Here is a 15,446-nt window from a genome sequence, read left to right as displayed (position 1 = left end):
GTGGCCTCGCCCGCGGGCCTCGACAAGAGCCCCCTACGCCGGCTCGGCCGCCTCGTCCTTCGACGGCCCGACGCCGTCGCTCGCCTCCCCCGACTCGGCCGCCTCGTTCGCGGGGCTCGTCGCGAGGACCACGCAGCCCGCGAGCGCGACGAGAGCCGCGACGGCGACCGCCGGGTCCCAGCCCGATCGGATCGTGTCCCCGAGCACCGCGATGCCGACGGCCCCCGGGACCACGACCTCGACGACCGACAGGATCGCGGCGTTCGTCCCGACCTTGCCCCGCTCGAGCGAGCGCAGGTACGCGAGCGCCCCCACGACCCCGAACAGCACGATCGCGATCGCGAGCGGCTGGAAGATCGTGTCCCAGATGTCCCCCGACGCGTGCGCGCCTCGCGCCGCGACGGCCGCCCCCGAGTAGCCGAGGGCCCCGATCACGGCGAGCAGCACCGGCGTCCCGGCCTTGTAGAAGACCAGCGCGACGACCGCGAGACCCGCGGCGACCCCGATGAGCACGGGCGTGAACCAGTCGGGCGGCACGGGCGCGGGCTGCTCCCCGCCCGCGATCCCCAGCACCACGAGCGCGGCCACGATGGCCGTCATGGCCGCGACGTCGATCCGCCGCATGGGCACCGACAGGAACACCCTCGCGAGCAGGACCGTCACGACGAGCGAGCTCGCGAGCACGGCCTGGACCACGAACAGGGGCAGGTGGTCGAGCGCGACGAGCGAGAACAGCCACGCGACGAGGTCGACAGTGAACGCGAGGATCACGAGCGGCTGCCGCACCACGGCGAGCCCCTGCGCGCGGCGGGCCGCGACGGCCTGCATGACGGTACTGACGCCGTAGCCGATCGCGGCGGCGACGGCGGCGAGCAGGCTGAGGAACACGGGGCCTCCTGAAGGTCGACCCCCAGTCTTCCCGCGCAGTGCGCGCTGCGCGCGGTGACGAGCCGTCGGATCGGACGTGACCTCGGACTCACATCCTCCGACACGGGGAGAGTCCCTGCCGTTCACGGGGCCGAAACGCACCGTGGCTACCGTGACGGCCATGCGGATCGAACCCCTCACCTTCCCCGCGCCCGGTGGTGGCGCACTCGTCTCCTCGAACGCCCGCGGCGGGACCGCCGGGACCACCCTCCGGTCGGGTCGCCCGGGTGTCCCCGGCCGACCGAGCCCGGCAGCAGCACCGGCCGCCGGCCTCTCGCTCCTCGACAGCCTCGCCGCGCGGACGGCCGACCTGTCGTGCCTCGCGGACGTGCTCATCGACTGCGTCCAGGGCGGCGCGAGCGTCGGCTGGGTCAAGGCCCCGACCAAGGAGCAGGCGACGGCGTGGTGGTCGGCGTTCCTGGCGGACCCGGACCACCGGACGTGGGTCGGGCGTGACGACGCGGGTCGGATCGTGGCGACCGCGTCGCTCGCCCTGACGTCCAAGGCCAACGGCGCCCACCGCGCAGAGGTCGTCAAGCTCCTGGTCCACCGCCAGGCGCGCGGCAACAAGTTCGCGCCGGGGCTCATGGCTACGATCGAGCGCTTCGCGAAGGCCGAGCGGCTCTCGCTCCTGACGCTCGACACCGAGACGGGCAGCCTCGCCGAGTCGCTGTACCGCCGGTGGGGCTGGTCCGAGGTCGGCGCCATCCCGGGGTTCGCCAAGGTCGCGGGCGGCGCGCTCGTGTCGACGACGATCTTCTACAAGCAGCTCGGCGCACGCTGACGGGTCCTCAGGACCGGGGAGCCCTCGGGTTCCGGCTCGTCCTGACACGACGTGCCCACAGCACGTCCGACCACGCACGTCAGGACGAGCGACGCCTCTGCACCACGCTGGTCCTGACCGCCCGGGGCAAGGGCGCCCCGAGCACCTCCCTGCCGCGCTCAAGACGTCGCCACGGGGGCAAGCCCGGTAGCGCCGCGGTTCCGGAGTCCCGGACGAGCGGGCCCCGCCGCGCAGCGCCTCAGACCGCGATGCGCGGCGCGCGCAGGAGCCGCCCCGCGACCAGCACGAGGTACGCGACGAGCAGCACCGCGGCGCCCCACGCGAGCGCGCCGTACGACGAGACCGCGATGACGATCCCCGCGAGCACCCCGCCGAGCGCGCCGCCGAGGTTCATCGCGAAGTCCGAGAGCCCCTGGACCTGGGTCCGGTCCGCCGCGGGGGTCGCGTCGATGAGCAGCGCCGAGCCGGCGACGAGCCCGCACGACCAGCCCACGCCCAGCAGCACGAGCCCGACCGTGAGCCGCGCCGAGTCGTCGCTCGGCGCGCCCGCGACGACCACGGCCGACGCGAGCAGGATCATCCCGCCCACCGCGAGGACGCGCGCGTGCCCGATCCGGTCCGCAGCCCACCCGATCACCGGGCTGAGGACGTACATGCCGGCGATGTGCGCGCTGATGACGATCCCGATGACCTGGAGGCTCGCGCCGCCGTGCCCCATGTGCACGGGGGTCATGGACATGAGCCCGACCATCACGAGGTGGCTCACGACGATCGCGACGAGCGCGAGCTGCGCCGTGGCCGACGCGCGGATCACGGCCCACCCGGCCACGAGCCCGGCGCGGAAGCCGGGGCGCGCGGGGGTCGGCGCGGCGACCATGTCCGCCTCGGGCGGTGCGTCCACGGTGCCCGACGGCGCAGCCTCCCCGGCAGCGTCGGCACCGGTCGCGGGCGTCCCGGCACGGGCGCCGGCCCCCTCGGACGAGCTCGCGGCGGCCCGCGCTGCCGCCACGTGCAGCGGGTCGGGGCGCAGCAGGGGCCAGACGGACGCGGCGGCCGCAGCGAACGCCAGGGCTGCGACGAGCAGGGGGGCTGCCGACGTGCCGTGCGCGCCGTGCTCCCCGACCGGGCCGGGCAGGAGGCCGAGCTTCTCGGTCGCTCCGGCGAGGTTCGGGCCGAGCACCGAACCGATCGTCGTCGCCCAGATCACGACCGACAGGTCGGTCGCCCGGCGTGCGGGCCGGGCCAGGTCGGTCGCGGTGAAGCGCGAGGCGAGTCCCGTCGCGGAGCCCGCGCCGAACAGCAGCATGCCGGCGAGCAGCAGCGGCCACGTCTGGAGCAGGGTCGCGGCCGCTGCGAGGGCCGCTCCGAGGAGGGCGACGACGTAGCCGGACGTGAGCGACCGCCGTCGGCCGTGGCGCTCGGCGAGGCGCGAGAGCGGGAGCGCGACGATCGCGGCCCCCACGACGGCCGTGGTCTGCGCGAGGCCGGCGATCGCGTCGGAGCCCGAGAGCTCGGACGCGATGAGCGAGCTCACCGAGATGCCGGTCGCGACACCGATCCCGCCGAAGACCTGGCTCGCCGCGAGGACCGTGACGGTCCGTCGCTGGATGCGGTCGACGGGGACGTCGGCCGGGGGGCCGGTCGGTGCACCCGCCGAGGCCCCGGCGGGGAGGTCGTCGGGTCCGGGGAGGCTTTCAGGAGTCACCCCGGAAGCGTATCGGCGCCCTCACCCTCGCTGAGTTGTCAGAACCACACCGGGGTATCCCCCGGCTCACTTCTGACACCCGATCCTTGTTGTCAGAACCACACCGGGGTATCCCCCGGCTCACTTCTGACAACCAATTGCTTCGAACGACCGGATCGGTCAGTCAGAGCACGAGGGTCCGCCGGCGCAGGCAGTCTCACGCCGGCCCCGGCACCACCGGACCACTCGGTTCCACCGGCGCCACCAGCCCCCTCGGCACCACCGACGCAGCTCCGTCGAGCACCCGCAGCACCGACCGCACCGCCTCCCGGCCGGCCCGGTTCGCCCCGATCGTCGACGCGCTCGGCCCGTACCCGACGAGCTGGACGCGGGGGTCCGCGACCACGGTCGGCCCGTCCATGACGATCCCGCCGCCGGGCCCACGCAGCCCCAACGGCCCGAGGTGGTCGAGCGCGGCCCGGAAGCCTGTGGCCCACAGGATCACGTCCGCGCCCTGGTGCGTCACGGCGTCGGGACGGACTCCCGGGTCCCACGCGACGCCGTCGGGCACCACGCGCGAGAACATGGGCAGGCGCCGCAGGACGCCCGAGGCGATCCCCGCCTCGTACACGGGCGTGAGCGGCAGGCCCGTGACGGACACGACGCTCTCCGGCGCGAGGCCCGCGCGCGTGCGCTCGTCGACGAGCGCGACCGCGTCGCGCCCCCGGTCCTCGTCGAACGGACCGCCGACCCACACGGGCTCGCGGCGCGTGACCCACGTGGTCGAGGCCGCGTGCGGCGCGATCTGGAGCAGGAACTGCGTCGCGGACGCCCCGCCGCCGACCACGACCACTCGCCGGCCCGCGAAGTCCTCGGCCGCACCGAAGTCGTGCGTGTGCAGCTGCCGGCCCGCGAACGTCTCGCGCCCCGGGTACCAGGGCCAGAACGGCTTGGTCCACGTCCCCGTCGCGTTCACGAGCGTCCGCGCGCGCCAGGTCACGGGTCCGTCGGGCGTGGTCGCCTCGACCAGCAGCGCGCCAGACCCGGGATCGTCGCGCACCTCGCGCACGCCGACGGGCCGCAGCACGCGCAGGTCGTTGAGCTGCTCGTACGCCCCGAAGTACCGCCCGACGGCGGTGCTCGCGCTCTCGCGCGGGTCGCCCGGGTCCAGGGCCAGGCCGGGCAGGTCGTGCACCGCGTGCGTCTGCGCCATGGTGAGCGACGGCCAGCGGAACTGCCACGCGCCACCCGGCGCGGGCGCCCCGTCGAGCACCACGAAGGTGCGTTGGTCCCCCGGGGAGGCTCCGTCGTCGGGCCCGGCCGACGGGAGCCCGTCGAGGCCGAGCGGCACGAAGCCCCGCCGCCGCAGGTGGTACGCGGCCGAGAGCCCGGCCTGCCCCGCGCCCACCACGAGGACGTCGACGTCGACGGGCTGGGCCGCCGGCGACGACTGCACGCGCTGGGACTGCTCGACGGGCTGAGGCTGCTCGAAAAGCAGTGCCGGAAGTGCCGGTGCGGACGAGGTGCTCACACCCGTACCAACCGCGCGGGCCGCGGGACTCATCCGGCCCGTGACCGTGACGCGCCGCACAGCGCGGCGGCGGGCGTGGGGACACGTCGTGAACGTCCGTGAACGTCCCGTGCACCTTGGCGGCCACCTGGGCGTTCGCCCGGTGGAACCTGTGCGCGGCGGGCACCCTGGGAGGGTGAGCCCGTTCCACGTCCTTCCCGGCGCAGCCCTGCCGGGTGCGTCCTTGCTGGCCGACGCAGCCCCGTTGCCCGAGCCCGACACCGCCCCGACCCTGCCGCCCGCCGTGCTGCGCGAGCTCGCGGGACGCAGCGACTGGGTGTCGTCCTGGTGGACGGCCGGGCTGCTCGCGGCCGCAGCGGTCCTGGTCGCCGCGCTCGTCGTGTGGGACAGGCGGCGTCGGGCGTCGCGCAGCGCCGTCGACACCGACGGCGGCGGACGCGCGGACGCCGGTGACGGTGACGGTGACGGTGACAGCGCGAGGCCCGGCCGCCGCGGCGCGTGGCGCGCCTGGGTCGGGACGGTCGCGTCAGGGCTCCTCGTGGTCCTGTCCGTGACGGTCGCGGTCAACGCGTACGCGGGCTACGTCCCCAACGCTGCGGCGTTCCGCACCACGATGGCGGGCTGGGGGATCGTCGACCCACCGCCGAGCCATCGCGACAAGCCCTCGGAGCGCGCGGGCTCGTCGGCGGCGGGATCGGTGACCTCGACGCCGCTGCCGGCCCCGGACCTGCGCATGGCCGACGGCACCACGTGGGTCTACACGCCGCCGGGCTTCGACCCGTCGACCTCGACCCGCTACCCCGTCGTCTACCTCTTCCACGGCAGTCCCGGCCAACCGAGCGACTGGTTCGCGGCGGCCGACAGCGCCAACGTCATGGACACGCTGCTCGAGGCGCAGCTCGTCCAGCCCATGATCCTCGTCGCGGTCGACGTCAACGGGACCGGCCCCTCACCGCGCGACACCGAGTGCCTGGACTCGACGACGGGCGGCGCGCAGGTCGAGACCTACGTGACCGACGTCGTGGTCCCGTGGGTCGACAAGAGCTTCCCGACGGTCCCGGACCGGGACCACCGAGCGATCGGCGGGGCGTCGTCGGGCGGGTTCTGCGCGCTCAACCTGGGCCTGCGCCACCTCGACACGTTCAGCGCGATCATGGCCCTCGAGCCCTACGGCGACCCGGGCGACGGCGGGCGCGCGATGCTCGCGACGCAGGAGGAGTTCGACGCGAACTCGCCCAGCCACTACCTCCCGACCATGGACTTCACCGCGCCCGTCGCGGTCTTCCTCGACGGCGGGACGGAGGCCCCGCGGTTCGACCGCGAGGCCAACCGCCGGCTCGCCGCCGCGCTCACCGCACGGGGTCAGACCGTCGGGCTGCGCGAGGAGCCCGGCCAGGGACACACGTGGGCCATGGTCCATGCGGGCCTGCCGTACGGGCTGGAGTTCGTCTCGGAGCACCTCGCGCAGCCGTGAACGACCGGACCGATGAGTCGTCAGAACCAGCACGGGGTACAGCCCGCCCTGGTTCTGACGACTGAGTCGGTGACCGTGCGCCCGTCGTGATGGGATGGAGCCATGCACTCCCCCCTCGAGATCGGCCCGCTCGACCCGGCCACCGCGGACGAGGTCCGCTCCCTGGCCGCCGCCGCGCACGAGTCCGACGGCGTCGCTCCCCTCTCCGAGCAGCCGCTCCTGCGCCTCGGCGTCGACGACGAGGACCTCACGCACGTCGTCACGTACGACGACTCGGGAACCGTCACGGGGTACGCGCAGATCGACCGCGGGGGCGACGTCGCGAGCGCCGAGCTCGTGGTGCACCCGGCCGCGCGCCGCCGTCGGACCGGCCGCATGCTGCTGCGCACCGCGCAGCGCGACGCGACCCTGCCCGCCCGCTCGGGCGAGCCCGGCCAGCACGGCCGCACGCTGCACGTGTGGGCGCACGGCGACCTGCCCGCTGCGCGCGCGTTCGCGGCCGACGCGGGGCTCGTCGTGGTGCGCGAGCTGTGGAAGATGGGCCTCGACCTGCGCTCCGGCACGTGGGAGCGCCCCGAGGTCCCGGCGGGCCTGCGGTTGCGCACGTTCCGCCCCGGGCCCGACGACGCAGCGTGGCTCCGCGTCAACGCGCGCGCGTTCGCCCATCACCCCGAGCAGGGCCGCCTGACCCAGGCCGACCTCGACGCCCGGGTCGCCGAGGACTGGTTCGACCCCGAGGGCTTCTTCCTGCTCGAGCGCGAGGACGGCTCGCTCGCCGGGTTCCTGTGGACCAAGGTGCCGACGGACCCGTCCGTGTCACCTGCCGGGGCGACGCGCGAGGGCGAGATCTACGTCGTCGGCGTCGACCCCGACGCCCAGGGCCAGGGGCTCGGGAAGGTGCTGACCGCCGTCGGGCTCGCGCACCTCGCGGGCCAGGGCCTCCAGCGCGCGGTCCTCTACGTCGACGGCGACAACGCCGCCGCGACCCGCACCTACCTCGGAGCGGGCTTCGGCAAGGACACCGTGGACGTGCAGTACGGCCCGCCGACTGTGCATCCCGTCACCCAAAGTTCACCGAGTGATGCCACCATGAAGCCATGACCGACTCCACCGTCCGTCCCGGCGTCCGGACCCCCGCGCGCCCGGACCAGCAGCCGGAGGCTCCTCGCGACGCCCGTCCCCGGCCCGCCCTCGACCCCGAGCTCGCGGCGCACATCGCCGAGCACATCGCCGAGGAGGAGCCCGTCACCGGGACCGTCGACCTGGAGGTGCTCAGTGCCGAGCCCCTGCCCGCCGACCGCTTCGCCGACCGCGAGCTGAGCTGGCTCGCGTTCAACCAGCGCGTGCTCGAGCTCGCCGAGGACGACGAGCAGCCCCTGCTGGAGCGCGTGCGCTACCTCGCGATCTTCGCGTCGAACCTCGACGAGTTCTTCATGGTCCGGGTCGCCGGCCTCAAGCGACGCATCGCGACCGGGCTCGCCGTCACGGCCGCCTCCGGGCTCACCCCGCGCCAGGTGCTCGACGCGATCAGCGAGCGCGCGCACGAGCTCATGGCCCGCCACGCCGCGGTGTTCGCCGACCAGGTGCAGCCCGCGCTCGCGACCGAGGGCATCTCGCTGCTGCGCTGGGAGGAGCTCGACACGCGCGAGCAGGAGCGCCTGCACAAGTTCTTCCGCAAGCAGATCTTCCCCGTGCTCACGCCCCTGGCCGTGGACCCCGCGCACCCCTTCCCGTACATCTCGGGGCTCTCGCTCAACCTCGCCGTCGTCGTGGTCAACCCGACGACGGGCAAGGAGCACTTCGCGCGCGTCAAGGTGCCGCCGCTGCTGCCGCGCTTCATCGCGGTCGACTCGCGGGGCCGCCCGTCCGCACCCAGCACGCAGGCCGCAGACCCCGACAAGGGCCCCACGTCGTTCGTACCGCTCGAGGACGTCATCTCCCAGCACCTCGACCACCTCTTCCCGGGCATGGAGGTGCGCGAGCACCACACGTTCCGCGTGACCCGCAACGAGGACGTCGAGGTCGAGGAGGACGACGCCGAGAACCTCCTCCAGGCCATGGAGAAGGAGCTGCTGCGTCGGCGGTTCGGGCCGCCCGTGCGCCTCGAGATCGCCGACGGGATCAGCCCCCGCATCCGCCAGCTGCTCGTGCGCGAGCTCGACGTCGCGGACGACGAGGTCTACAAGCTGCCCGCGCCGCTCGACTTCACGGGCCTCAACCTCATCGCCGACCTGGACCGCGCCGACCTGCACTACCCGCGGTTCGTGCCGACCACGCACCGCTTCCTCGCCGAGGTGGAGAGCGCCAACCCGACCGACGTGTTCGCGGCGATCCGCGAGCGCGACATCCTGCTGCACCACCCGTACGACTCGTTCTCGACCTCGGTCCAGACGTTCCTCCAGCAGGCCGCCGCGGACCCCAACGTGCTCGCGATCAAGCAGACGCTGTACCGGACGTCGGGCGACTCGCCGATCGTCGACGCCCTGATCGACGCGGCCGAGGCCGGCAAGCAGGTCCTCGCGCTCGTCGAGATCAAGGCACGCTTCGACGAGCAGGCCAACATCTCCTGGGCGCGCAAGCTCGAGCAGGCGGGCGTGCACGTCGTGTACGGGATCGTCGGCCTCAAGACGCACTGCAAGCTCTCGCTCGTGGTCCGCCAGGAGCCCGAGGGGCTCGTGCGCTACTGCCACGTCGGCACGGGCAACTACAACCCCAAGACCGCGCGCCTCTACACGGACCTCGGGCTGCTGACCGCGGACCCCGAGGTCGGCCAGGACCTCACGCGCCTGTTCAACCAGCTGAGCGGCTACGCGCCCCAGTCGAGGTTCCACCGCCTGCTCGTCGCGCCCCGCTCGGTGCGCTCGGGCCTCGTCGAACGGATCGAGCGCGAGGCCGTCGCGGCCCGCGAAGGCCGCGAGGCGTGGGTCAAGTTCAAGGTCAACTCGGTCGTCGACGAGACCATCATCGACGCCCTCTACCGGGCATCGCAGGCCGGCGTGAAGGTCGACCTCGTGGTCCGCGGGATCTGCGCGATCCGCCCCGGGGTGCCGGGGCTCAGCGAGAACATCCGGGTGCGGTCCATCCTGGGCCGGTTCCTCGAGCACTCGCGTATCTTCGCGTTCGCCAACTCGGGCGGCCCGGCCATCGCCGACGGTCCCGAGTCCGGCCCCGAGGTCTTCATCGGGTCGGCCGACCTCATGCACCGCAACCTCGACCGCCGTGTCGAGACGCTCGTGCGGCTCGTCGACCCCGACCAGATCACGAACCTGCTCGACCTCATCGACATCTCGATGGACAGCGGCACCGCGTCGTGGCACCTGCAGGCGGACGGGACGTGGGTGCGGCACGCGACCGGACCCGACGGCCCGTTGACCGACATCCAGTCCACCCTCATCACCCGACAACGCCGTCGTCTGGGCATGGGTCAATGAGCTCTCCGTCCTCGTTCGCCCCGCTCGTGGACACCCTCGGCCCCACCCACGTCCCGCACGCCCCCGTGATCGAGTCGGCCGGCGGGCTCGTGTGGCGCGTGCGCGACGGCGAGCTGCAGGTGCGGCTCGTGCACCGGCCCCGCTACGACGACTGGTCGTGGCCCAAGGGCAAGCTCGACCCGGGCGAGACGTTCCAGACCGCAGCCGTGCGCGAGGTGGCCGAGGAGACGGGCAAGCCCGTGATCCTCGGAGTCCCGCTGCCCGGCCTGCAGTACCTGACCCCCGAGGGCCGGGTCAAGCGCGTGCACTACTGGGCCGCGCAGCAGGCCAAGCGCGTGCGCGACGCCGGACCGCTCGCCGCGCGCGCCCCCGTGCCTCCCGTGTCGCCCGACGAGATCGACGCGACCGAGTGGCTCGGTGTCGAGGAGGCTGCGCGCCGCGTGACGCGCAAGGCCGACCGCGGGCCGCTCGCCGCCCTCGTCGAGGAGTACACGCACGGTCGCCTCTCGACCCGCGTGGTCGTGATCGCCCGGCACGGCAAGGCCGTGACCCGGGCCGCGTGGCACGGGGCCGAGCAGGACCGGCCGCTCACGCCCGCGGGCCACGCGCAGTCCGTCGCGCTGGTCCCGGTGCTGGCCGCCTACGGGGTCAACACCGTGGTCACGAGCCGGTGGGACCGGTGCGCGCAGACGATCGCGCCCTACGCGCAGGCGGCCGGGCTCGACACGATCTCGATCGACCACCTGTCCGAGGCCCAGCACGAGCGGTCGCCCTCGCGCGTCGCCCGCACGGTGCGGGAGCTGCTCGAGTCCGAGCGGTCGACGGTGCTCTGCACGCACCGACCCGTGCTGCCCACGGTGCTCGACGTCCTGGGGCAGCACTCGCGACGCCCCGTGGCGAACGCCCTGCCGACCCGGGACCCGTTCCTGGAGCCGGGCGAGATGCTCGTGGCGCACGTCGCGGACACGCCCAAGGGTCCGAGGGTCCTCGCGGCGGAGAAGGTCGCGCCGCCGCTGCACTGAGGCGGGCCGGTGGTGGTGAGCTCGGTCTCCGTGTCGAAGCCTGGAGGACCTGGGGCGTGGGCTCGCTCTGACGCCTCGGCGCTCCGGACTCGGGGACCCGGGGACCCGGGAGCTCGAGGACCCGGGGGCTCATCGATTCGAAGGCGCAGGCGCTCGGGGCTCGGAGGCTGGGGTCGGAGGCTGGGTCGAGACCCAAGCACGTGTGACAGCCACCGCTGTGTTGTCAGAACTGAGCCGGGCCATACCCCGGGGAAACTCTGACAACTCACGCCGAGCGGCGGAGCAACCAAACACCCCTGGCTCACCCGCTCCCGTGGTCAGAACTGAGCCGGGCCATACCCCGGGCGAGTTCTGACAACCGGTAGCGGCGACAGCGCACCATTCGACGGCGTGCACCGCCCACTCCCACCGTCCTCTGTCCACAGACGACGGTGGCCCTCTGACGCCCGACGTCGCGGACGCCAAGAATCCCCGGCATGAGCGGAACGTCGGACGCGTTGGAGTCAGTCCCGGGCCTGCACCGGATCAACCACTACCAGGAGGGAGTGGTGACCCGGACGCAGCTGCGGGGGCTGGGCGTCTCCTGGGACCACGTGAGGGCACAGCTGGCAGCGAGACGGTGGACGCTCGCAACCCGCGACGTCGTGCTGCTTCACAACGGCCCCGTCACCGAGCCGGCCCGGCGGTGGGTCGCGGTGCTGAGCGCACAGGGGACGGTCGCCATCGGCTCGTGGTCCGCACTGTCGATGCGCGGGTTGACGGGCTGGACTCGGCCGGGGATCCACATCGTCGTCGCTCGTGGGGCGCGGCCCCCACGCGTCCCCGCCGTCGTCGTCCACGAGTCTCGCCGCCCGGCGCCCGAGGACATCCGCCCGTTCCTCGGCCTCCCCGTCCACACAGCACAGCGTGCCGCGGTCGACGCGGCCGCCTGGCAACGCCACCCACGCACCGCGGTCGGCCTGCTCGCCGCCACGGTGCAGCAAGGGCTGGCCACGACCGACGAGCTCTTCGAACAGCTCGATCGGGTGGGCGCCGTCCGCTTCCGGAGCATCATGCGCACCTCGCTCGTCGACATCGCCGGCGGCTCGCAGTCCTTGGCCGAGATCGACTTCATCAGGTTCTGCCGCGAACGCGACCTGCCCGCCCCTGAACGGCAGGCGCGACGCAAGGACTCGCAGGGACGCCAGCGCTACCTCGACGCCGAGTGGCGGCTCCGCGACGGGCGTCGGTTGGTCGTCGAGGTCGACGGGATCGGCCACAGCGACCCGGACCGTTGGTACGAGGACCTGTTGCGCACGGCCGAGCTCGACGCGAGCAGGCGGGACATCGTCGTCCGGGTCCCCGCTGGTGCCGTCCGGCTGGAACCGGACCGGGTCTACGACATCCTCCGGCACCATCTCGGGTCGGCAACGCAGGAGACTTCCGCGTAGTTGTCAGAAGCTCATCGGGGTATCCCCCGGCTCAGTTCTGACAACCAAGCAGCGCAACGTCGGTCAGGCCCCATCACCAGCAAAGCTGTCAGAAGCACACCGGGGTATCCCCCGGCTCACTTCTGACAACAGATCCCCCGGAAACAGCAGGACCAGCGTGACCTCGAGGTCACGCTGGTCCTGGCGACGCGCACGGGCGAGGCGGAGCCTCAGAGCAGGATCGGCGACAGGATCCAGTACATGATCGCGGCCACGAGCGCGGCTGCCGGGATGGTCAGTACCCACGCGATGCCGATGTTCTTGGCGACGCCCCAGCGCACCGCGGACAGGCGCTTGGTCGCGCCGACGCCCATGATCGCGGACGTGATGGTGTGCGTCGTGGAGACCGGTGCGTGCAGCGCGAACGCGTTGACGTAGAGCACGATCGCGGAGACCGACTCGGCGACGAAACCGCGCGCCGGGTCGAGCTCGATGATCTTGCGACCCAGGGTCCTCATGATGCGCCAGCCACCCGAGTACGTCCCGGCCGAGATCGCGGCCGCGGCGGCGAGCTTGACCCACAGCGGGATGCCCTCGTCGGGGCTGGCCCAGCCGACGGTCAGGAGAGCCATGAAGATGACGCCCATGGTCTTCTGCGCGTCCTGCAGGCCGTGGCCCAGGGCCATGGCCGCGGCCGACACGGTCTGCGCGAGGCGGAAGCGGCGCGTCGTCTTGGAGGGGGCCGCGCGGCGGAACGCCCACAGCAGACCGACCATGACGATGAACGCGAGGCCGAAGCCCACGATCGGGGAGAAGATCATCGGCAGGACGACCTTGTCGACGATCGAGGCGCCGTAGATCGCGAGGCCGCCCGCGAGGCCGGCGCCCACGAGGCCACCGATCAGCGCGTGCGTCGAGGACGACGGCAGCCCGAACCACCACGTGATGAGGTTCCAGACGATGGCCCCGACCAGGGCGCACAGCACCACGACCAGGGCGGTGTGCGACGGCACGTCCTGGAGGTCGACGATCGAGGTCGCGATGGTCTCTGCGACCTCGGTCCCGAGCAGGGCGCCGGTGAAGTTCATGACCGCGGCCATGAGCAGAGCAGCGCGCGGGGTGAGCGCGCGCGTCGAGACGGATGTCGCGATCGCGTTGGCCGCGTCGTGGAATCCGTTCGTGTAGTCGAAGCTCAGCGCGAGCGCGACGACGAGGACGACAAGAGCGAATTCCACGGAGCTCAGGACTCCTTGAGCGCGATGGTCTCGACGGTGTTCGCGACCTTCTCGAACGCGTCGGCGGCCTGCTCGAGGATCTCGACGACCTCCTTGAGCTTGATGAGGAGGATCGGGTCGGCGACGTTGTCGAAGAGCTCGGCGAGGAGCTTGCGGTGGATCTTGTCGGCCTGGTTCTCGAGGCGGTTGACCTCGACCCAGTACTCGGCGAGGTCGTTGAGCGAGCGCAGGCGCGGCATGGCCTCGGCGGTCAGCTCGGCGGCGCGCTGGAGGACCTGGACCTGCTCGGAGACGCGCGCGGGCAGCTCGTCGATCTTGTACAGGACGATGAGGTCCGCGGCCTCCTCCATGTAGTCCATGCAGTCGTCGAGCGCGGAGGCGAGGCCGTAGATGTCGTCGCGGTCGAACGGCGTGACGAACGTCTGGTTGAGGCGTCGCATGATCGTGTGCGTCGCGTCGTCAGCCAGGTGCTCGGTCTCTGCCAGCTTCTTGGCGAGCTCCTTGCGGGTGGGCCGGTCTGCGCCGAGCAGCTCGGCGAGAAGGTTTGCCCCGGTGACCAGGTGCTGCGCGGAGTCAGCGAGAAGGTCGAAGAACGAGGTATCGCGCGGGGTGAGGCGCAAGCGCACGGGAGGCTCCGGAAGGGCTGGACGCTGGTGGGGTTTTCACAGGCGAGATGACGACCGCTCAGAGCGATCGCCACCCGGATGTCACAGGTGTTCTGTTGGAAGGTGACGCTGTGGTGAGGAGCGCTCGAGGTGCGCGTTAACGCATCCCTAACGCCCGTCAAATGTAACCGAACTGTCGCCTGAACGTTCAATCGCTCGGGCGGCCTGACGGCAGCCCCCAGGAGCCCTGTCAAGGCAGGGCGAAAGGGTGCTCACGTCGTGGTGGGGGGCGACGCCGGGCCGGGAGCGCCTGTCGGCGCGAAGGCCGCTCGAAGCGGCTGATGTTGGAGCCCGGGGCTACCGCGACCCGACGTCGTCGTTCATCCTACGCCCGCTCGGCCGGAGCCTCCGAACCGGCTGGTGACGGCACCGCGCGAGCACCGCCGCGCCTCCCGAGCAGAGGCCGGGCGAGGTCTGGGACGCCTCGGGAGCACGGGCGCCGCGCGTGCCCCGACCGGAACCGCCCGCGCGCCCGACGGCGCAGCGTCAGTCGAGCCTGTCGGCCCGCCAGAGCGCGGCGGCATGCTCGAGCTCCTCGGCCGTGCGCAGCAGCGACGAGGCGCCGCGCGTCATGCGCAGCGCGGAGCCCGGGTCGGCGACCTCGCGCGTGTCGGCGTCGAACGCGGCGCCCGTGGCGAGGATGCGGCAGAACGCGGCGGCTCGTTCGAGGGCCACGGCGAGGTCGCCCGCGAACACGCCCGAGAGCACGGCGTCGGCGAGCTCGCGCACGTCCTGAGGCCCGGGCGGGCTCGCGACGCCGGCGACGACCTCCTGGACGGGGGCCGCGTCGACGCCGAGCCGGTAACGCAGGGTCACCGTCTCGGGGTCGCGACGCACCCACTCGCGCAGGACGTACAGGCGCCAGAGCGCGCCGGGCAGGGTCGCGGGGGCCGAGTCGGCCCAGAGGCCCGAGACGACGTCCAGCCCTTCGGTCTCGACGAGGCGGATGAGCCGGTCGACGACCTCGGGGTCCTCGGACGCGCGGGCGCCGTGCACGATCGCGGCGGCGGTCGTGTGGGCGATCTGGTCGCGCAGCGCGGGATCGATCTCCCCGGGCAGCTCCTCGGCGTCGCGCGGGTCGAGCATCGCGGGGCGGCGCGGGCGGTGGGTGGGGGTCGGTTGTTCGCTCACCTCTCGATCGTACGCACGGGGCCCGACGGCGGGGCTCGCGCAGGTGCGCACGTCTCCACCACCGCGCCCACCACGCCCCCAAAAGATGCCCCCTGCAACTATTGCCCTCAGCAACCACCACGGAGTATCGTTGCTTGCAGCAACTAAGGAGCC

At 73.0% G+C, this 15,446-nt stretch carries 12 protein-coding genes; 6 read left to right on the top strand and 6 right to left on the bottom strand.

The annotated features are described in order from the left end of the window. Positions 1–33: 33 nt before the first annotated feature. Positions 34–888: a hypothetical protein gene (locus OERS_RS15465; RefSeq protein WP_068626785.1), complete on the bottom strand. Its 855-nt coding sequence runs from the start codon at positions 886–888 to the stop codon at positions 34–36. Positions 889–1,048: 160 nt separating this feature from the next. Between OERS_RS15465 and OERS_RS15460 the strand changes: the two genes are divergently transcribed. Then, positions 1,049–1,711 (top strand): GNAT family N-acetyltransferase, encoded by a 663-nt coding sequence (locus OERS_RS15460; RefSeq protein WP_083201524.1) that lies wholly within the window; start codon positions 1,049–1,051, stop codon positions 1,709–1,711. A 238-nt stretch (positions 1,712–1,949) separates the two neighbouring features. On the opposite strand, the gene OERS_RS15455 is transcribed toward OERS_RS15460, so the two are convergent. Both OERS_RS15455 and OERS_RS15450 read right to left on the bottom strand, forming a co-directional pair. Next, positions 1,950–3,416, bottom strand: a complete 1,467-nt coding sequence (locus OERS_RS15455) for an MFS transporter (protein ID WP_083201520.1) — start codon at positions 3,414–3,416, stop codon at positions 1,950–1,952. Positions 3,417–3,612: 196 nt separating this feature from the next. Next, positions 3,613–4,926, bottom strand: coding sequence for an NAD(P)-binding domain-containing protein (locus OERS_RS15450; protein ID WP_248948609.1), 1,314 nt, complete (start codon positions 4,924–4,926; stop codon positions 3,613–3,615). Positions 4,927–5,101: 175 nt separating this feature from the next. On the opposite strand from OERS_RS15450, the gene OERS_RS15445 reads away from it, so the two are divergent. The 5 genes from OERS_RS15445 (at position 5,102) to OERS_RS15425 (ending at position 12,283) form a co-directional block, all read left to right on the top strand. Then, positions 5,102–6,400, top strand: a complete 1,299-nt coding sequence (locus OERS_RS15445; protein WP_068626781.1) for an alpha/beta hydrolase — start codon at positions 5,102–5,104, stop codon at positions 6,398–6,400. Positions 6,401–6,502: 102 nt separating this feature from the next. After that, complete coding sequence (gene mshD / locus OERS_RS15440; RefSeq protein ID WP_068626779.1) at positions 6,503–7,501, top strand: mycothiol synthase; 999 nt, start codon at positions 6,503–6,505, stop codon at positions 7,499–7,501. Beyond that, a complete protein-coding gene (locus tag OERS_RS15435; RefSeq protein WP_083201519.1) occupies positions 7,498–9,831 on the top strand; it encodes an RNA degradosome polyphosphate kinase in 2,334 nt (777 codons plus the stop codon). Before mshD ends, OERS_RS15435 begins: the two co-directional genes overlap by 4 nt. After that, positions 9,828–10,853, top strand: a complete 1,026-nt coding sequence (locus OERS_RS15430) for an NUDIX hydrolase (RefSeq protein ID WP_082848671.1) — start codon at positions 9,828–9,830, stop codon at positions 10,851–10,853. The genes OERS_RS15435 and OERS_RS15430 overlap by 4 nt, the downstream gene beginning before the upstream one ends. Before the next feature lie 476 nt (positions 10,854–11,329). Continuing rightward, positions 11,330–12,283, top strand: coding sequence for a PDDEXK family nuclease (locus OERS_RS15425; protein ID WP_068626776.1), 954 nt, complete (start codon positions 11,330–11,332; stop codon positions 12,281–12,283). 209 nt (positions 12,284–12,492) lie between these two features. On the opposite strand, the gene OERS_RS15420 is transcribed toward OERS_RS15425, so the two are convergent. The 3 genes from OERS_RS15420 to OERS_RS15410 all read right to left on the bottom strand — a co-directional run bounded on the left by OERS_RS15420 (position 12,493) and on the right by OERS_RS15410 (position 15,248). Continuing rightward, positions 12,493–13,497: an inorganic phosphate transporter gene (locus OERS_RS15420; RefSeq protein WP_056649191.1), complete on the bottom strand. Its 1,005-nt coding sequence runs from the start codon at positions 13,495–13,497 to the stop codon at positions 12,493–12,495. 5 nt (positions 13,498–13,502) lie between these two features. Beyond that, positions 13,503–14,123 (bottom strand): DUF47 domain-containing protein, encoded by a 621-nt coding sequence (locus OERS_RS15415; RefSeq protein WP_056649187.1) that lies wholly within the window; start codon positions 14,121–14,123, stop codon positions 13,503–13,505. A gap of 525 nt (positions 14,124–14,648) precedes the next feature. After that, positions 14,649–15,248: a hypothetical protein gene (locus OERS_RS15410; protein WP_056649184.1), complete on the bottom strand. Its 600-nt coding sequence runs from the start codon at positions 15,246–15,248 to the stop codon at positions 14,649–14,651. Between the last annotated feature and the right edge of the window lie 198 nt (positions 15,249–15,446).

The sequence above is a fragment of the Oerskovia enterophila genome, assembly GCF_001692445.1.
Classification (GTDB): Bacteria; Actinomycetota; Actinomycetes; order Actinomycetales; family Cellulomonadaceae; genus Oerskovia; species Oerskovia enterophila.
Note: the sequence above shows the minus strand (reverse complement) of the source record. Positions and strands in the feature narration are given on the sequence as shown.